The following is a 17,677-nucleotide window of genomic DNA, read 5'->3' as shown; positions in this document are numbered from 1 at the left end:
GGTCGCACGAATGCACAACATCGGGATGTCATCAAAACTCAATAATGTCTGTTACGACATACGGGGTCCCGTCCTTAAACATGCCAAACGCATGGAAGAGGAAGGGCACAAAATCCTCAAGCTAAATATTGGCAACCCTGCCCCGTTTGGCTTCGATGCCCCAGATGAAATCTTAGTTGACGTGATTCGTAACTTGCCGACATCACAAGGTTACTGTGATTCAAAAGGTATTTATTCTGCACGCAAGGCAGTTGTTCAGCATTATCAAAAACGTGGTTTACTTGATCTCGATGTTGAGGATGTCTACATCGGCAACGGTGTATCAGAACTGATTGTAATGGCAATGCAGGCACTGCTTGATAACAATGATGAAATATTAGTTCCTTCTCCCGACTATCCGCTTTGGACCGCAGCCGTTTCATTATCTGGGGGAAACCCTGTTCATTATACCTGTGATGAAGAATCTGATTGGTATCCTGATCTTGATGATATCCGCCGTAAAATCACCCCGAATACTCGCGGTATTGTGTTGATCAATCCGAACAACCCAACGGGTGCCGTTTACAGCCGAGACTTTTTACTTGAAGTCATTGAGATCGCACGCCAGCATAAACTGATTATTTTTGCTGATGAAATCTACGACAAAATTTTATATGAAGGCGCACAGCACACTTCGATAGCCCCGCTGGCTGAAGACGTTTTCTGCGTAACCTTCAACGGATTATCAAAGTCATACCGTGTTTGTGGTTTTCGTGCAGGCTGGATGGTGCTATCAGGCCCCAAACAAGCAGCAAAAGGGTATATTGAAGGATTGGAGATGCTTTCTTCAATGCGCTTATGTGCCAATGTGCCCATGCAACACGCCATTCAAACAGCATTAGGTGGCTATCAAAGTATTAATGAACTGATATTACCGGGTGGACGTTTATTAGAGCAACGTAACAAAGCCTACGACATGATTACGTCTATTCCCGGCGTTTCTTGTGTTAAGCCTAAAGGCGCACTGTATCTATTCCCGAAACTCGATCAGAAAAAATTTAACATTGTCGATGATCAGCGCATGGCGCTTGATTTTCTTCAGCAAGAGAAAGTGTTAATCGTACATGGTACTGGCTTTAACTGGAAAAAGCCTGATCACTTCCGGATTGTTACCTTACCTCGTGTCGACGATCTTGAAATGGCCATTGGCCGTCTCGAGCGATTCTTACATAGCTACCGTCAATAGCCGCATCGTCAATAGTAACATCGCTACTCACCTTTTAAGCCCCAGATTATCTGGGGCTTTTTTTGTTAATAGGCTGCCTTAATAATACTATTTGCCCTCGCCTAATATCTGTTACCTTTATAGATATACTTAAGTTAACGCAGTGCAGTATTGTTATGAAGCAAAGCCATTTTTTTGCCCATTTAGCTCGAATGAAGCTGATCCAACGCTGGCCTCTTATGCGTAGCGTTGAAAGCGAGAACATTTCTGAACATAGCTTACAGGTCGCATTTGTCGCTCACGCCCTCGCCTTAATAAAAAACAAAAAGTTCAAGGGTAACACTAACCCTGAGCGTATTGCTTTGCTGGGCATGTTTCACGATTGCAGCGAGGTCTTAACTGGCGATATGCCAACCCCCATCAAGTACTACAACCCTGCAATTGCTGAAGAGTATAAAAAGATTGAGCTGGCTGCCGAGCAAAAATTATTGTCTATGCTCCCTGAAGAGTTTCAAGATGATTACGCACCATTACTCGATAGCCACAAAATAAACAAAGATGACTATGCCATCGTTAAGCAAGCTGACACCTTGTGTGCATATCTTAAATGCCTAGAAGAGCTTAGTGCGGGTAATCATGAGTTTACAACGGCGAAGAAGAACCTTGAGAAAACTCTCAATGACCGCTCAACCCCTGAAATGGAATACTTCCTTGCAACATTTGTTGAAAGCTTCAACCTCACTCTGGACGATATTAGCTAATGAAACCCTTTTCGCTTTCCGATAATTTTAATCAACAATGGGAAGTACGCCGTAGCAATGAACAAAAAGTACGGCGTAATGACCACCGCTCAGCCTACCAACGAGACCGAGCTCGTATTCTGCATTCTGCAGCCTTTCGACGCTTACAAGCCAAAACGCAAGTACACGGTGCTGGCCATCATGATTTTTATCGAACACGGCTAACCCATTCATTAGAAGCATCCCAGATTGGGACCGGGATTGTCGCCCAGCTCAAAATCAAACAACCAGAGTTTCGAGACCTGCTGGCATCAACCAGCTTAATGGAAAGCATATGCCTTGCGCATGATATCGGTCATCCACCTTTCGGGCATGGTGGTGAAGTCGCCTTAAACTATATGATGCGTCATCATGGTGGTTTTGAGGGCAATGCCCAAACCTTCCGCATTGTCACTGTCTTAGAGCCCTACACAGAACATTTCGGTATGAACCTATCACGCCGTACTTTATTGGGGTTACTCAAATACCCCGCGTTAATCAGCACGACTCGCGCATTAGAGTTACCAACCGATGTGCATCAATTCCGGCATTTAAAAGCCAAAGATTGGCATCCAGCCAAAGGCGTTTATGATGACGATAGCGATAACTTTAACTGGGTTATAGCATCGTTTTCTAAACACGACCGTGAGCAATTTAGTCAGATGCGCCAAGCTCGTCATTCACCAACCGAACATTTAAAAACCCGGTTCAAATCACTCGATTGCTCGATAATGGAACTGGCTGATGACATTGCTTATGGTGTTCATGATTTGGAAGATGCCATTGTCATGGGGATTGTTACTCGGGAGCAATGGCAAGAAGCTGTTGCCAGCAAGCTTGCAGACTGTGGTGAACCTTGGCTAGAAGAACGCATTGGTAAGCTCAGTGATCAGCTGTTTGCCAATCATCATCAACGTAAAGACGCCATCGGCGCTATGGTCAATGCGCTATTGACCTCCATTCACATTGCCCCTGCGATCCAAAATGGTCTCGATAGCTTTGAAGAGCCACTTTTACAATGGAACGCTTTTCTAGCGGAGCCAATGGAGTGGGTACTCGATGTGTTGAAACAGTTTGTGAGCCAGTACGTAGTACATAAGCCTGAGATCCAGCTACTAGAGTACAAAGGCCAGCAACTGGTGATGGAGCTGTTTGAAGCGTTTGCCTCAGATCCTGAACGCCTCCTGCCAGAGAGCACTCGAGAACGCTGGCGCCATGCAACAAACAACGGTGAGAATGCACACAGGATCATTGCTGATTATATCTCAGGCATGACTGACGGCTTTGCCCAACGCCTGTATAGTACATTATTCCAGCCAACATCCGTTATTGGGGTTGGCAGTGAAGGCCATGGTTTCTAAGCTTTGATTAGCAACCGTTAAGAGCGGTAGTTTTTCTCAAATACACCAGCAGGCATCTGTTGAATTTGGAATTCAATCATATGCTCGAAAGTCGTTAGAAGCGGGCTGAAATCAACATCGCGCCCCTCAAGAGCACTCAGCGCAAGGTAACCGGCCTCTACCGTCGATACACCTTGCGCTTTAGGGGATTTACGAATTCGGTAATTCCCATTATCAGCATTGTCTAAGTTCACGGTTGGCAGACACTGCAAATTCTCCGAGAGCTGCCATATTTTATAGGCTTTTTTCCAAGTGCCATCTAACAAGATCAACGTGCGTTTTTTTGTTGTAACACCGTTATTGTCCGTCAATGAACCAATTGAAGCCGCTCGCTCTCCTGGGTAAATAATCCATGCTTCACGATCAGGATCGGCCAACAGTTGATTAATCTCATCGTGCTGGGAAAAGTTTTCGCCAACCCACAACCGAGCATTTGGTAATGAAAGTGTCAGTATACGCGCAGTACCGATTGCACGTTTAACCTCTGAAGGGTGTTGTAAAATCCACAGTTCAGTTTTAGCATCAATAACTTGAATCCAGTGACAGATACATGCTTTTTGGGCTTTGCCACATTTTTCACAATATCGACTCATCGAGGTTGCCTTGTCTATTCGTTACTTTATTGTTCTCGCCACTGGCCTAATGGCGCTGTGCCAACTGCCATCACTGCAACATACACTTGCGTGGGACCGCGACGCTATTTTAGAGGGTGAGATATGGCGCCTAGTAACAGGTAATATTACCCATACCAATTGGCCTCACATGATAATGAACAGCCTTGCTTTGGCAACCATTACCTTTATTTTTCGGCGCTACCTCAATACTCGCCGATTATCGGGGCTCATTGTATGTTTAGCCGCCGTCATTGGGTCAACCTTAATGCTATCACCAATGCATTGGTATGCTGGCCTCTCAGGGGTATTACACGGCATATTCACTTGGGGGGCAATCAAAGATATTCAGGCTAAAGATAAACTCGGCTGGGTGCTATTGGCTGGGGTTAGCGCTAAAGTCATAGGGGAGCAGTTTACTGGCGGCTCTTCTAGCTCGGCTGAGCTAATAGGTGCTAGGGTCGCTGTAGAGGCCCACCTAATCGGTGTCATCGCTGGTTTATGCTTTGCTATCATTCCAACAATCAAAAATCGCATAGCTAACACCCTGTAGATATATTTTATATAGCGGAAGGAAAGACAGGAGAACTACACACCTCTCTCCTCTCTGATTTTAAACTGCCGCTATTACAGCTTTATCCGTTCACGATTTTTCTCGACCGTTGCTCCCCCTATCCCTTTCACTTTCGCTAACTCCTCGGCAGAAGAGAACAAACCATACTCGTTACGATACTCGATGATCTTCAATGCCTTGTCAGGGCCAACACCAATTAAGAGTTTATCGAGCTCTTCTGCGTTAGCGGTATTGATGTTTACCGTGATCTCAATACCTTCATAATCATTTGCTATCGCTGGTGTTATTCCCATGGCGGCCGTTAATAAAACGACAGCAGTACCCATGGCTTTCATGGCACTTTTCATCTGTTACTCCTAACCCTATTCCATTACCGAACAGATTCACGATCAAGCCTTTAGCTCGTCACGAATCACGTCACCGAGAATTAACATGCTGCTAGCAATAAAAAATGTAAACGCACAAACGTTTATAGCCCCCAAAAAAACGACGGGCCGCACAATGGCGGCCCGTCGACTTACGTATTAATTACAATTAGTTTGCAGCTGTATCTACCGCTTGGTAGCTTACTTCAGCAGTGTTACGCAACTCATCAAGTGTTGCCATCACATCCTGCTGAGCATTCATCTGCTCTAGCTGAGTCGCAAGTTGGCTGTCTGTCGCAACAGGTGCGACATCAGCTTCAATCACATTATCCAGCGCAATAATTAGCATGTCGCCAGAGGCATCACGCGTCACACCAAATACAGATTGGCCTTCATCAGGCTTCGCTAAGCCGAAAGCAACTTGTGCAACCATACGATCTGCGCCAGCACGCGAAATGGTTTCTACATCAGAAAACGCTAAGCCCTCAGTTTCCAAGATCTCAGCATTGCCATCTCGCAATGAGGCAAGAATTTCGTCAGCTTTCGCTTGAGCTTGCTCTTCACCTTTTTGCTGTGCAAGTTGCTCTTTAACAAGCGCAGACACTTCATCAAATGGCAGGATCATTTCGTCACGATAATCATCAACACGAACAACGATAACATGCTCAGGTGCAATTTCGATCACATCTGAGTTCAAGCCATCTTCACGTACTTCTGCACTAAATAACGCTTGAAGCACTGCTGGTGATGCCAACAACTCTGGTGCATCAGACTGTGAGAAGAAATCCGTTGTTTGAACGGTGCCATTAATCGCTTCAGCGGCATCATCTAACGAATCTGGCATTTCAAATGCCGTTTCCGCTAGTTGGTTTTGCAAGTCATAGAAAGCTTCCACAGCACGCTGCTCACGCAACTCAGCCGTGATTTCATCTCGTACATCAGCAAAAGGCTTAACTTTAGGCGCTTTAATGTCATCCATCTTAATGATGTGGAAACCAAAGTCCGATTGTACAACCTCAGAAACATCACCTTTATTCAATGCGAATGCCGCATCTTCAAAGGCCGGATCCATAACACCACGCTCGAACCAACCCAGCTTACCGCCATCTTTACCGCTGAAGGTATCATCTGAAGATGTTTGCGCTAATTCAGCAAAGTCAGCACCTGCATTTAATTCAGCAAGTAGCGCTTCCGCTTTGGCCTTAGCATCACTGTCCGTACCTTGAACAAGGATGTGGCTTGCCTGACGTTGTTCAGCTGTACCGTACTTATTCTGATTTTCATCAAAGTACGCTTTAGCATCATCTTCAGTCACGTCTAACGATGTCGTTAGGCCTTTACCAGATAATTCAATGTAAGCGGCTTTAACTTGGTCTGGACGCGTATAACGAAGTGGGTTCTGCTCGTAGAATGCTAATGCTTCTTCGTCAGTGACCTCTGCTTTCTGCGTAAACGAATCAATGTTCAGCGTCAGGGTACGAATTGCACGTTGCTGCTGCTCTAGCTTAGTCAGTGCCGTTAGTTCACTGCTCAGTGCAAAATCACTACCTTGAATCGCAAGTAGGAATTGCTGACGAAGCATGTCGGTACGCATAGACTCTGCAAACTGATCTGGCGTCATCCCTGAACGGCGTAACAACGAGTTGTAAGTATCGTTGTCGAAGCGGCCATCACGCTGGAACTCAGGCATTGATACAATCGCAGTACGGATCTGTTCATCGCTGATACGTAAGCCAAGCTCTTGCGCACGCTGCTCGATCAATACGTCATTAACCATACGATCAAGCACGCTACGGCGGAACTGTTGTACGTATGCAGGATCACCCATCAGGCTAGAGAAATAATCGCCCAGCTGAGATTGCATACGGTTACGTTCGTTCTGGTAGGCCATATCGAAGTCACGCTGGCTGATCTCACGACCGTCCACCGTTGCTGCTACTTGTTGGCCACCACCAGCAAGGTAGCTACCGACACCTGCGAAAACAAAAGAAAATATAATTAGGCCAAGGATAATCTTAACCCAAATGCTGCTTGCGCCTTCGCGCATTCGCTCCATCATAATTTGCCGTATCTCCTACTTATTCGATTTGGCATAGTATTGTGAAGAATGCTTCTCGATCCTAAATAGAAACGGAGCTGAATAATCCACACTGTACAAAGTAAAAAAAGCGCATCAACCCGATGCGCCCTTCATTCCAGCCAAGCTGTCTAGTTAAGACAACTTGAATTTCTGTTTGTTCAAACCAACCAACAGGGCAACCCTTCGTTAGTTTACAGAATCTTTTAACGCTTTACCTGCTTTAAAGCCCGGTACTTTTGCTGCTGCGATTTGGATTTCTTCACCCGTTTGTGGGTTACGGCCCGTACGCGCTGCACGCTCACGTACTGAGAACGTACCAAAACCAACAAGCGCAACTTGATCACCAGACTTCAGGCTATCTGAAACCGCATCAATGAATGCATCAAGAGCACGACCAGCAGACGCTTTTGAGATGTCTGCGTTTTCAGCGATTTTGTCAACTAATTGAGTTTTGTTCACAATCTATTCCCCTCAGTAAACTATTCCGTTTGCAGCCTCTCTGGCAAAATTTTCGCATCACGGATAAAAATGTATCAAGCCTAATTATATCAGTTCAAAGCCCGAAAAATACGAGTAAGCCTTGATATTATTGAGCCACAGCAAATTAGACCTAACTTATAGCTACACAAAAAAACGCTGACAAGGTTTTTAACCTCGAAAGCGTTTTTTCATATCTTAACTTTGCTGCAGGTCACTGTTTTGGGCGTTTACCAACTCAATGCCTGTTGGATTATTCTGCAATGCAACTGTTAGCACTTCATCAATCCAACGCACTGGCCTCACCTCTAGATCGGCAATGACGTTGTCTGGGATTTCTTCCAGATCACGCTCATTGTCTTTCGGGATCAACACGGTTTTAATGCCACCACGGTGCGCTGCAAGCAGTTTCTCTTTCAAGCCACCAATCGGTAATACTTCACCACGCAAGGTGATTTCACCTGTCATAGCAACATCACCACGTACAGGGTTACCCGTTAAGCTGGAAACAAGCGCAGTGCACATAGCGATACCCGCACTTGGTCCATCTTTCGGTGTCGCACCTTCAGGCACGTGAACGTGAATATCACGTTTTTCGTAAAAATCAGGCGCAATACCCAAACGTTCTGCACGAGTACGTACTACCGTCATCGCCGCCTGGATAGATTCTTGCATCACATCGCCAAGCGAACCAGTATAAGTCAGCTTACCTTTGCCTGGCATTGACTCGGTTTCAATGGTCAGCAAATCGCCACCGACTTCCGTCCAAGCAAGACCTGTTACCTGGCCAATACGGTTGTTCTCTTCCGCTTTGCCGTAGTCGAAGCGCTGAACACCAAGGAACTCTTTAAGGTTTTCTTGGTTAATCACCACTTTCTTGGTCTCTGGGCTTAGTAAGATAGCCTTCACAGCCTTACGACATAGCTTAGAAACTTCACGCTCAAGGCTACGTACACCCGCTTCACGCGTGTAGTAACGAATGATGCCAATCAGGGCAGAATCTTCAACTTCAACTTCACTTGGCTTCAAACCGTTGCGTTTGATCTGCTTATCAAGTAAGTGATTCTTAGCAATGTTTAGCTTTTCGTCTTCGGTATAACCCGATAGACGGATCACTTCCATACGGTCAAGTAGTGGCCCAGGAATATTCATTGAGTTTGACGTTGCGACGAACATGACATCTGATAGGTCATAGTCAACTTCAAGGTAATGATCGTTAAAAGCATTATTCTGCTCAGGATCGAGTACTTCAAGCAGGGCTGAAGAAGGGTCACCGCGCATGTCTGATGACATCTTGTCGATCTCATCAAGTAAGAACAGCGGGTTTTTCACTTCCACTTTCGCCATTTTCTGGATCAACTTACCCGGCATTGAACCAATGTAAGTACGGCGATGGCCTCGAATTTCAGCTTCATCACGCACGCCACCCAGCGCCATACGGGTATATTTTCGCCCGGTTGCCGCTGCAATCGATTGACCCAGTGATGTTTTACCTACACCAGGAGGACCGACTAGACACAGAATTGGGCCTTTAAGCTTATTCACTCGGCTTTGTACCGCGAGGTACTCAAGAATACGTTCTTTAACGCGCTCTAAACCATAGTGGTCGGCATTCAGCACTTCTTCTGCTTTAGCTAGGTTCTTCTTCACTTTAGAGCGCTTGAACCATGGTACGCTCAGCATCCAGTCAATGTAGCCACGGACAACAGTTGCTTCCGCAGACATCGGTGACATCATTTTCAGCTTTTGCAACTCTTGCTCTGTTTTCTCACGAGCTTCGGCAGGCATTTTCGATTCTTCGATTTTGATCTTCAAAGACTCGAATTCATCCGGCGCGTCATCCAGCTCACCCAATTCTTTTTGGATGGCCTTCATTTGCTCGTTGAGATAGTACTCACGCTGACTCTTTTCCATCTGCTTTTTGACACGACCACGGATACGTTTTTCTACCTGTAGCAGATCAATTTCAGATTCCATCATCGCCATCAAGAACTCTAAACGTTCTACGACATCAACAATTTCAAGGACTTTTTGTTTGTCAGCCAGCTTAAGTGGCATATGGGCAGCAATGGTATCTGCAAGGCGCGCAGCCTCTTCAATGCCATTCAATGACGTTAATACTTCTGGTGGGATCTTTTTGTTGAGCTTAATAAAGCCTTCAAACTGATTAATGGCGGTGCGAACTAGAACTTCCTGCTCACGTTCGTCCATTTCTTCAGTCAACAAAAACTCAGCATCAGCACTAAAGAATTCATCATCCTTTAAGTTTTCAACTTTTGCTCGTTGCTGCCCCTCAACCAATACTTTTACAGTACCATCTGGCAACTTTAGCAATTGCAGGATCGTGGCAACTGTACCTACATCGTATAGGTCTTCAATTGAAGGTTCGTCAGTCGCCGCTTCTTTCTGGGCCACTAACAAAATTTGTTTATTGTCATCCATCGCCGCTTCAAGGCAGCGAATGGACTTATCCCGGCCCACAAACAATGGAATAACCATATGAGGGTAAACCACCACATCACGTAGTGGTAGAACGGGGATCTCAAGGCGTTCCGAACGCTCCAGGTTCATATTTTTCTCACTTCCGTTCAGGCTCTTTATTGAGTATATGGGGGCAAGGCTGCAAGATTCAACGGGATAAGTAACAGAAAATAAAAAAGGAGGCCAAAGCCTCCTTTTTTTTTGCATTATGGGCAGTAATTGTTCAATTACTCAGCGCCAGCAGCTTGGTTTTCTGTATTTTCATAAATCATCAAAGGCTCAGACTCACCCTTAATCACTGATTCATCAATTACAACCTTGCTTACCCCTTCCGCAGAAGGCAATTCATACATGGTATCAAGTAGTACGGCTTCAACAATTGAACGTAGACCACGGGCGCCTGTTTTACGCTCCATTGCCTTACGCGCAATCGCCACAAGTGCGTCGTCGCGGAACTCAAGCTCAACATTTTCAAGCTCAAGCAAAGCGGCATACTGCTTGGTCAGTGCGTTCTTCGGCGTACGAAGGATCTGTACCAACGCATCTTCGTCTAGCTCGCTCAAGATAGCAGTAACAGGCAGACGACCAATGAACTCCGGAATAAGACCGTATTTCACCAAATCTTCTGGCTCAACCTGCTCGAACAAGTCACTCAACGTACGTGAGTCATCTTTAGAGCGAACATCAGCACCAAAGCCAATACCCGTACCTGTTGCAACACGTTGATCGACAACTTTGTCTAGACCAGCAAATGCGCCACCACAAATAAATAGAATCTTCGAGGTATCAACCTGCAAAAACTCTTGTTGTGGGTGCTTACGACCACCTTGAGGTGGTACGGATGCAACTGTACCTTCGATCAGTTTCAACAATGCTTGCTGAACACCTTCACCAGATACATCACGTGTGATCGATGGATTGTCTGACTTACGTGAAATTTTATCAATTTCATCGATGTAAACAATACCACGCTCTGCTTTTGCAACGTCATAGTCACATTTTTGCAGTAGCTTCTGGATGATATTCTCGACGTCTTCACCCACATAACCGGCTTCGGTTAATGTCGTGGCGTCCGCCATGGTGAATGGCACATCAAGCATACGTGCTAAAGTTTCTGCCAATAGCGTTTTACCGCTACCAGTTGGGCCAATCAGTAGGATATTACTCTTACCCAGCTCAACACCATCGCTATTGGTATCGCCATTACGTAGACGCTTGTAGTGGTTGTATACCGCTACTGCCAGTACCTTTTTGGCATGGTTTTGACCAATAACATATTCATCCAGGTTTTCACGAATTTCCTGTGGTGTCGGAAGTTCACTGCCATCTCGCTTAGGCATCACTTCTTTGATTTCTTCGCGGATAATGTCGTTGCATAAATCAACACACTCATCGCAAATATACACAGAAGGGCCTGCAATTAGCTTGCGAACTTCATGCTGACTTTTCCCGCAGAAAGAGCAGTACAGCAGTTTTCCACTACCACTCTCTTTTCGCTTATCTGTCATTCGCTAACCTCTTTTCGGGTTTTACCCCATCATTGCCTTGTTTTGAGTGTATAACAATTCAGGTTATTTTGCTCCGTACAACAGCATAGCTATCGCACTGAATCAAAAAACTTACAGCTCTCGCTGACTCAAAACAGCATCGACCAAGCCGTATTCTACTGCTTGTTCTGCCGACATAAAGTTATCACGATCGGTATCACGCTCTACCACTTCCAATGGTTGACCAGTGTGCTCTGCAAGCATACCGTTCAGGCGTTGTTTGATCGTTAGAATTTCTTGCGCATGGATCTGAATATCAGATGCCTGTCCTTGGAAACCACCTAACGGCTGATGAATCATCACTCGTGAGCTAGGTAGACAGTAACGCTTACCTTTAGCACCACCAGCAAGCAGGAAGGCACCCATAGAGCAGGCTTGTCCCATACATACAGTACTCACATTTGGCTTGATGAACTGCATGGTGTCATAAATAGACATGCCTGCTGTTACTGAACCGCCTGGTGAGTTGATGTATAGGAAAATGTCCTTATCAGGGTTTTCTGATTCTAAGAACAGAAGCTGTGCAACGACTAGGTTGGCCATGTGATCTTCAACTTGACCAGTCAAGAAGATCACACGCTCTTTTAATAGTCGGGAATAGATGTCGTAGGAACGTTCACCACGAGAAGTCTGCTCGACCACCATAGGAACCAGCGCATCTAAAATCGGCGACATGGCGTTTTTTTCTTGGTAGCTCATAACGTTATTTCCCTAAAATAAATGGCCCGAATGAAATTACTCTCACACGGACCATTGTTAGCAGAAGATTCGAAGTAAAGTCAAATCTCTACAGCAATTTCAGCAAATTAAGCGGCAGGCTGCTGCTGGTTCATTAGCTCGTTGAAGCTAACTTCTTTGTCAGAAACCTGAGCTTTAGCAAGTAGCGCATCGATCGCTTGCTCTTCTAGAGCAACGTTGCGCATGTTGTTCATCATTTGCTCGTTCTTCTCGTAGTATGCAACTACTTCTGTTGGATCTTCGTATGCAGAAGCCATTTCAGCGATGATTGCTTTAACGCGTTCTTCATCAGCTTTTAGCTCTTCAGACTTGATCACTTCGCCAAGAAGAAGACCAACAACTACACGACGCTTAGCTTGTTCTTCGAATAGCTCACGTGGTAGTTCAGGTGCATTTGCAGCATCACCGCCGAAGCGTTGAGTTGCCTGCTGGCGTAGAACATTGATTTCTTGGTCGATAAGCGCAGCAGGAACGTTGATATCGTTCTGCTCGATTAGGCCGTTAAGAACCTGATCTTTGATGCGACCTTTAACCGCTTGCTTAAGCTCGCGCTCCATGTTCTTACGAACTTCAGCTTTAAGGCCGTCAATAGAACCGTCTTCAACACCGAACTTAGAAACGAATTCTTCAGTTAGCTCTGGCAGCTCTTGTGCTTCAACTTTGTGTAGTTTGATAGCGAAAGAGGCAGCTTTACCTTTTAGGTTCTCAGCGTGGTAATCTTCAGGGAAAGTTACTTCTAGCGTAAACTCATCACCTGCTTTTTTACCAACGATGCCGTCTTCAAAGCCAGGGATCATACGGTTTTGGCCCATTGCTAGAGCGAAACCTTCAGCTTTACCGCCTTCGAATTCTTCACCGTCTACAGAACCAGTGAAGTCGATAGTTACACGGCTATCAGCAGTTGCTTCAGCGTCAACGTCAGACCAAGTAGCTTGCTGCTTACGTAGCGTATCTAGCATGCCGTCTACGTCTTTGTCTTTAACTTCAACTGCAGGCTTTTCTACAGCAATTTTGTCTAGACCCGCTAACGCGATTTCTGGGAAGATTTCGAAAGACGCCTTAAATACAAGATCTTTACCTTCAGCGATATCAACTGGAGTGAAAGTTGGTGCGCCTGCTGGGTTGATCTTTTCTTTAACGATTGCTTCGATGTAGTGACGCTGCATCACTTCACCTAGGATGTCTTGGCGAACAGATGCGCCAAACATACGAGCAACCATTTTCATAGGTGCTTTACCAGGACGGAAACCATCAAAACGACGATTTTTAGCAATTTTCTTCAGTTCAGCAGCAACTGCATCTTCGATGTTAGCAGCAGGAACTGTGATAGTTAGATGGCGTTCTAGACCTTCAGTGGTTTCAACGGTAACTTGCATTTTATTTAACCTCAAAACTTACTCAGTGTTCTCTGAGTGATGTTGCCGATCAGCAATACTGACGGTGGCATCCTTTCGTGTTATGGCTGACAACCACGCCAACACCATAACGCCTTAATTCTGATAATTTCTGTTTCTGCTGACGGTATAGTCACTGAAGCAGAAATTAAAAAACGCGGTATTATAGCGATCCATGACCCTGCCGTCGAGACAGAGTGGCCGCACCGCAATCAAACCTTTCACACAAGATAGGGGCAAAAATTCCATTTACAAGGGTAAAGCCCAAAAAAGTCCTTCACTTTTGCTGTTTTTTGACAATAGCCTCTTTTATTTCCAGAAACTCTGTCTTCATTGTTGCTTTTTAATCCAGCGAATCAATCACCCTCAGGGCGACTAACCACATCTAAATATCGCTTCTAGCCGGTTGTTTGAATACTACACTGTCTAAAAAACCATCAACACATCTCCTCTTCCCGATACAAGATCTAAAAAGGAAATAAAGAATACATACCCAGGATCAAAATTATTCCAAAACATTCTAAATAAGCAACACCGTGCACATAAGAAAAATTGGCATAACGTATTATTTATCGCAGGATCCCTCAGAAATAAAAGGATATAGCGATGAAAAGGAATAAAGCCAAGGTTATTGCATCATGGCAACCCACAAACGAGCGTGAACTATTAGCATTAAAAGAACTACTTGTTCAGGAAATTGCTGGAAATACGAAACAGCACCAAGGTGGAACAGGTGAACTGGGTAATAACACAGGGAGAATGATTCGATAAATTAAAACGAGGGAAATGGCACGCCCTGCAGGATTCGAACCTGCGACCACATCCTTAGAAGGGACGTGCTCTATCCAGCTGAGCTAAGGGCGCATCATTGTAGCGCTAGGCTACGGGACGGGATTATACGTCGCTGATTATTAACGTCAATGCTTTTCCCTCTATTTTTCGTACGTTTGCAACTAAGCGTTCAAACAAAAGGCAAAGCGCTGATAAATAAAACGACCACGTTCTGCATAGTAAAAGTTGCACAGTACTTGTTAAGCGATCTTTGTTTCGTCCCCCTACAAACAACAAAAGATTAAACAACACACATCCACAATCAAAAATTTAACGAAAACACCAAGGCAAACGTTTGCGCTGTAGATCTTGTTCACATTTTTTGCGACAATAACGGCGCTTTAATAAACCAGTTACTGAGTCATCTTTAACAAGATACACAAAGCAGAAACAGCACGCTGGTTATTGCTCACCAATTCAACCCAAAGGATAAACATGGCCGCTCAAATTATTGATGGAAAACTTATCTCTCAAACAGTTCGTCAAGAAGTTAAGGCACGCGTTAAGGCACGCGTTGAAGCAGGCTTACGTGCTCCGGGGTTAGCCGTAGTATTAGTTGGTCAAGATCCAGCATCACAGATCTATGTTGGCAGTAAACGAAAAGCATGTGATGAAGTCGGGTTTGTTTCTAAATCATTCGATCTTCCAGCATCGGCAACAGAAACAGAACTACTCGCTTTGATCGAAGAGCTCAATCAAGACAAGAACATTGATGGTATTTTGGTTCAGCTGCCATTACCTGCCGGTATAGACAGTACCAAGGTACTTGAGCACATCAGCCCAGAGAAAGACGTTGATGGCTTCCACCCTTATAATGTCGGCCGTTTATGCCAACGCATTCCCAAGCTACGATCTTGTACACCAAAAGGGATTATCACATTACTTGAGCGATACAATATAGAAGTCCGTGGTAAGCATGCGGTCGTTGTAGGTGCTTCAAATATTGTTGGCAGGCCAATGACACTAGAGTTGTTGCTTGCTGGCGCAACCACGACTACCTGCCACCGCTTTACTAAAGATCTTGAAGGCCATGTCCGCCAAGCTGACATTTTGGTGGTTGCTGTCGGTAAACCGAATTTTATTCCGGGCCACTGGGTTAAGAAAGGGGCGACTATCATTGATGTGGGTATTAACCGCTTGGATAATGGCAAGTTAGCGGGTGATGTTGAATATGATGTTGCAAGAGAAAATGCGCGTCACATAACTCCTGTTCCTGGTGGCGTTGGTCCAATGACAGTAGCAACATTGATTGAAAATACACTGCATGCCTGTGAGCAGTATCATTCAGAGTAACTAGACATGAAGTGATCTGACTGGTAATAAAAAGCGAGAGACAAGTCTCTCGCTTTTGCTTTCTAACATCAGGTAATGCGGTTTAACGAGAAGTGTTATTCACCATCTCTTTCAAGAAAGCAGTAAAATCCTTACCTAAGCTTTCGTGGCGCATGCCGTATTCAACGAATGCCTGCATATAACCTAACTTGCTCCCGCAGTCATGGCTTTTACCTGACATATGGAAAGCATTGACCTGCTGTGATTCCATCAACATATCAATCGCATCGGTTAACTGGATTTCATCACCAGCACCAACAGGTGTACGGGCAAGTAAGCCCCAAATCTCTGCCGGTAAAATATATCGACCGACAATCGCCAAGTTTGATGGCGCATCGTCTAAATCGGGCTTTTCAACCACTTTGCTCATTGCCGTGGTTTCACCTGCATTCAGTTCAACACCTGCAATATCAGCCACACCATAGTTTGATACTTCAGACATAGGTACAGGCTCAACCATCACCTGACTAATGTTCGTATCATTAAATGATGCAACCATCGCTGCCATGTTTTCTTTGCGTAAATCACTGGCAACGTCATCGAGGATCACGTCAGGTAATACAACCGCAAAAGGTTCATCACCAATCAAAGGGTGAGCACACAAAACAGCATGCCCTAGCCCCTTGGCTTGACCTTGGCGCACATGCATGATGGTCACGTCTTTAGGACAAATTTTCTGTACTTCATCCAGCAGTTGACGCTTAACACGTTTTTCGAGTGTCGCTTCAAGCTCAAATGAGGTATCAAAGTGGTTTTCAATCGAGTTCTTTGATGAGTGAGTCACAAGAACGATTTCTTTGATCCCCGCAGCAACACATTCATTGACTACATATTGAATAAGAGGCTTATCGACAATAGGTAGCATCTCTTTCGGGATAGCTTTTGTCGCAGGTAACATTCGAGTACCAAGGCCAGCAACAGGGATCACGGCCTTACGAACTGGGGAATCTTTTGACATGTAATATTCCATTTCAATTATTTTTCGGTCATTTTCGACGAAGCTAGCCAGAAAAATCAATTCTAACCATCACGTTATACAGATGAAAGCTTCGCTCGATGACGGTTATTTCTTAACAAGATCTTCATTCTGAACGCTCACTTTAACCCGCTTACCCAGCAAGTTTATCAACATGAATGAACGTTTTTCACCATCAGGCTCTTGGTATATTGCATCAATACCTTTAAATTGCCCCTGACTTAACTTCAAGCTTTCACCTGGGCGAGGTAAACTGGAAAGCTTAGCTTGATGCTCTTCAGAGTCTTCATTAACCATCAGCCCATAAATTAAATCTGGCAGTACCGTCTGCGGTTTCGCTCCCTGGCGAATAAAGTCTGCCACCCCACGCGTAGAACGCACCGTGGTGTAACTAATAGCTTCGGGATCAAAATAAACAAACATATAGCTAGGGAAAAGCGGTTCATAGGTTTCAACTCGCTTTCCACGCACTATTTTTTGCACAGTAACCTGAGGGTAATAGCACTCAACACCTTGACGATCAAGATTAATTACTGCTCGCTCTTGCTCACTTCGTTTACAATACAAGAGATACCAATCTTTCATAAATGACTTTGCCTATTACCTATTTCCGCCTTACTCCATTATACCCAACTAATGTAAAGATGCATGCTCCTGCTCTATAAAGGATTATGCCCCCTTAAACACTCTCCTCACCTCACCAGCCAAATTTGTAACAATAATGAATATTCGCATATGGCGACATATAACCCCAAATAAAGTATCAAAAATAAAATATAACACCAACACTTAATCAATAAGCAGCATGTGACACTAAAAACCATGGTGTTAATAAGATTCCAAATTTGACCACTAATAACACAACCACTTTAAAATCAACAAGTTAAA

Annotated in this window: 16 protein-coding genes and 1 tRNA gene; 6 read left to right on the top strand and 11 right to left on the bottom strand. The window is 44.8% G+C overall.

Annotation, left to right across the window (positions count from 1 at the left end):
* The first annotated feature begins 10 nt into the window (after positions 1-10).
* The 3 genes from L4D09_RS14145 to L4D09_RS14135 all read left to right on the top strand — a co-directional run bounded on the left by L4D09_RS14145 (position 11) and on the right by L4D09_RS14135 (position 3,344).
* A complete protein-coding gene (locus tag L4D09_RS14145) occupies positions 11-1,225 on the top strand; it encodes a pyridoxal phosphate-dependent aminotransferase (RefSeq protein WP_428458157.1) in 1,215 nt (404 codons plus the stop codon).
* A 155-nt stretch (positions 1,226-1,380) separates the two neighbouring features.
* Positions 1,381-1,965: a 5'-deoxynucleotidase gene (yfbR, locus tag L4D09_RS14140; RefSeq protein ID WP_428458156.1), complete on the top strand. Its 585-nt coding sequence runs from the start codon at positions 1,381-1,383 to the stop codon at positions 1,963-1,965.
* Positions 1,965-3,344: an anti-phage deoxyguanosine triphosphatase gene (locus tag L4D09_RS14135; RefSeq protein WP_428458155.1), complete on the top strand. Its 1,380-nt coding sequence runs from the start codon at positions 1,965-1,967 to the stop codon at positions 3,342-3,344. Before yfbR ends, L4D09_RS14135 begins: the two co-directional genes overlap by 1 nt.
* Before the next feature lie 17 nt (positions 3,345-3,361).
* Here the strand turns inward: L4D09_RS14135 and L4D09_RS14130 are convergent, their stop codons facing one another.
* Positions 3,362-3,976, bottom strand: a complete 615-nt coding sequence (locus L4D09_RS14130) for a tRNA-uridine aminocarboxypropyltransferase (protein WP_428458154.1) — start codon at positions 3,974-3,976, stop codon at positions 3,362-3,364.
* A gap of 10 nt (positions 3,977-3,986) precedes the next feature.
* On the opposite strand from L4D09_RS14130, the gene rrtA reads away from it, so the two are divergent.
* Entirely contained in the window at positions 3,987-4,547 is a 561-nt protein-coding gene (rrtA, locus tag L4D09_RS14125) for a rhombosortase (protein ID WP_428458153.1), read from the top strand.
* Between the two features lie 74 nt (positions 4,548-4,621).
* Here rrtA and L4D09_RS14120 read toward each other — a convergent pair whose 3' ends face one another.
* The 7 genes from L4D09_RS14120 to tig all read right to left on the bottom strand — a co-directional run bounded on the left by L4D09_RS14120 (position 4,622) and on the right by tig (position 13,632).
* Complete coding sequence (locus L4D09_RS14120) at positions 4,622-4,903, bottom strand: ComEA family DNA-binding protein (RefSeq protein ID WP_428458186.1); 282 nt, start codon at positions 4,901-4,903, stop codon at positions 4,622-4,624.
* A gap of 199 nt (positions 4,904-5,102) precedes the next feature.
* Positions 5,103-6,992 carry a peptidylprolyl isomerase gene (gene ppiD / locus L4D09_RS14115; RefSeq protein ID WP_428458152.1) on the bottom strand — a complete coding sequence of 630 codons (1,890 nt, stop codon included), beginning with the start codon at positions 6,990-6,992 and terminating at the stop codon, positions 5,103-5,105.
* 207 nt (positions 6,993-7,199) lie between these two features.
* The gene (gene hupB, locus L4D09_RS14110) at positions 7,200-7,472 is read right to left on the bottom strand and encodes a nucleoid-associated protein HU-beta (protein WP_036817228.1); all 273 of its coding nucleotides are present in this window, start codon (positions 7,470-7,472) and stop codon (positions 7,200-7,202) included.
* A gap of 216 nt (positions 7,473-7,688) precedes the next feature.
* Positions 7,689-10,061: an endopeptidase La gene (gene lon, locus L4D09_RS14105; protein ID WP_428458151.1), complete on the bottom strand. Its 2,373-nt coding sequence runs from the start codon at positions 10,059-10,061 to the stop codon at positions 7,689-7,691.
* 137 nt (positions 10,062-10,198) lie between these two features.
* Positions 10,199-11,479 (bottom strand): ATP-dependent protease ATP-binding subunit ClpX, encoded by a 1,281-nt coding sequence (gene clpX, locus L4D09_RS14100; protein ID WP_428458150.1) that lies wholly within the window; start codon positions 11,477-11,479, stop codon positions 10,199-10,201.
* Positions 11,480-11,590: 111 nt separating this feature from the next.
* A complete protein-coding gene (clpP, locus tag L4D09_RS14095) occupies positions 11,591-12,217 on the bottom strand; it encodes an ATP-dependent Clp endopeptidase proteolytic subunit ClpP (RefSeq protein WP_428458149.1) in 627 nt (208 codons plus the stop codon).
* A gap of 107 nt (positions 12,218-12,324) precedes the next feature.
* Positions 12,325-13,632, bottom strand: a complete 1,308-nt coding sequence (tig, locus tag L4D09_RS14090; RefSeq protein WP_428458148.1) for a trigger factor — start codon at positions 13,630-13,632, stop codon at positions 12,325-12,327.
* A gap of 624 nt (positions 13,633-14,256) precedes the next feature.
* Between tig and L4D09_RS14085 the strand changes: the two genes are divergently transcribed.
* On the top strand, positions 14,257-14,421 hold the full coding sequence (locus L4D09_RS14085; protein WP_428458147.1) for a hypothetical protein: 165 nt from the start codon (positions 14,257-14,259) through the stop codon (positions 14,419-14,421).
* A 16-nt stretch (positions 14,422-14,437) separates the two neighbouring features.
* On the opposite strand, the gene L4D09_RS14080 is transcribed toward L4D09_RS14085, so the two are convergent.
* Positions 14,438-14,514, bottom strand: a tRNA-Arg gene (locus tag L4D09_RS14080).
* 402 nt (positions 14,515-14,916) lie between these two features.
* On the opposite strand from L4D09_RS14080, the gene folD reads away from it, so the two are divergent.
* A complete protein-coding gene (folD, locus tag L4D09_RS14075) occupies positions 14,917-15,774 on the top strand; it encodes a bifunctional methylenetetrahydrofolate dehydrogenase/methenyltetrahydrofolate cyclohydrolase FolD (protein WP_428458146.1) in 858 nt (285 codons plus the stop codon).
* An 82-nt stretch (positions 15,775-15,856) separates the two neighbouring features.
* On the opposite strand, the gene galU is transcribed toward folD, so the two are convergent.
* Positions 15,857-16,771 (bottom strand): UTP--glucose-1-phosphate uridylyltransferase GalU, encoded by a 915-nt coding sequence (galU, locus tag L4D09_RS14070; protein WP_428458145.1) that lies wholly within the window; start codon positions 16,769-16,771, stop codon positions 15,857-15,859.
* Between the two features lie 105 nt (positions 16,772-16,876).
* Complete coding sequence (gene rfaH / locus L4D09_RS14065) at positions 16,877-17,374, bottom strand: transcription/translation regulatory transformer protein RfaH (protein ID WP_428458144.1); 498 nt, start codon at positions 17,372-17,374, stop codon at positions 16,877-16,879.
* Between the last annotated feature and the right edge of the window lie 303 nt (positions 17,375-17,677).

Source organism: Photobacterium makurazakiensis, from assembly GCF_050336715.1.
GTDB classification, from domain to species: domain Bacteria; phylum Pseudomonadota; class Gammaproteobacteria; order Enterobacterales; family Vibrionaceae; genus Photobacterium; species Photobacterium makurazakiensis.
The sequence above is the reverse complement of the archived record's forward strand: the minus strand, read 5'-3'. Positions and strand labels throughout refer to the sequence as shown.

Excerpts from the sequence above, each read along its gene's own strand:
- galU (WP_428458145.1), bottom strand. The coding sequence starts at position 16,771 with ATGTCAAAAGATTCCCCAGTTCGTAAGGCCGTGATCCCTGTTGCTGGC.
- rfaH (WP_428458144.1), bottom strand. The coding sequence starts at position 17,374 with ATGAAAGATTGGTATCTCTTGTATTGTAAACGAAGTGAGCAAGAGCGA.
- L4D09_RS14145 (WP_428458157.1), top strand. The coding sequence starts at position 11 with ATGCACAACATCGGGATGTCATCAAAACTCAATAATGTCTGTTACGAC.
- clpP (WP_428458149.1), bottom strand. The coding sequence starts at position 12,217 with ATGAGCTACCAAGAAAAAAACGCCATGTCGCCGATTTTAGATGCGCTG.
- ppiD (WP_428458152.1), bottom strand. The coding sequence starts at position 6,992 with ATGATGGAGCGAATGCGCGAAGGCGCAAGCAGCATTTGGGTTAAGATT.
- L4D09_RS14130 (WP_428458154.1), bottom strand. The coding sequence starts at position 3,976 with ATGAGTCGATATTGTGAAAAATGTGGCAAAGCCCAAAAAGCATGTATC.
- tig (WP_428458148.1), bottom strand. The coding sequence starts at position 13,632 with ATGCAAGTTACCGTTGAAACCACTGAAGGTCTAGAACGCCATCTAACT.
- L4D09_RS14135 (WP_428458155.1), top strand. The coding sequence starts at position 1,965 with ATGAAACCCTTTTCGCTTTCCGATAATTTTAATCAACAATGGGAAGTA.
- clpX (WP_428458150.1), bottom strand. The coding sequence starts at position 11,479 with ATGACAGATAAGCGAAAAGAGAGTGGTAGTGGAAAACTGCTGTACTGC.
- L4D09_RS14120 (WP_428458186.1), bottom strand. The coding sequence starts at position 4,903 with ATGAAAGCCATGGGTACTGCTGTCGTTTTATTAACGGCCGCCATGGGA.
- folD (WP_428458146.1), top strand. The coding sequence starts at position 14,917 with ATGGCCGCTCAAATTATTGATGGAAAACTTATCTCTCAAACAGTTCGT.
- lon (WP_428458151.1), bottom strand. The coding sequence starts at position 10,061 with ATGAACCTGGAGCGTTCGGAACGCCTTGAGATCCCCGTTCTACCACTA.
- L4D09_RS14085 (WP_428458147.1), top strand. The coding sequence starts at position 14,257 with ATGAAAAGGAATAAAGCCAAGGTTATTGCATCATGGCAACCCACAAAC.
- yfbR (WP_428458156.1), top strand. The coding sequence starts at position 1,381 with ATGAAGCAAAGCCATTTTTTTGCCCATTTAGCTCGAATGAAGCTGATC.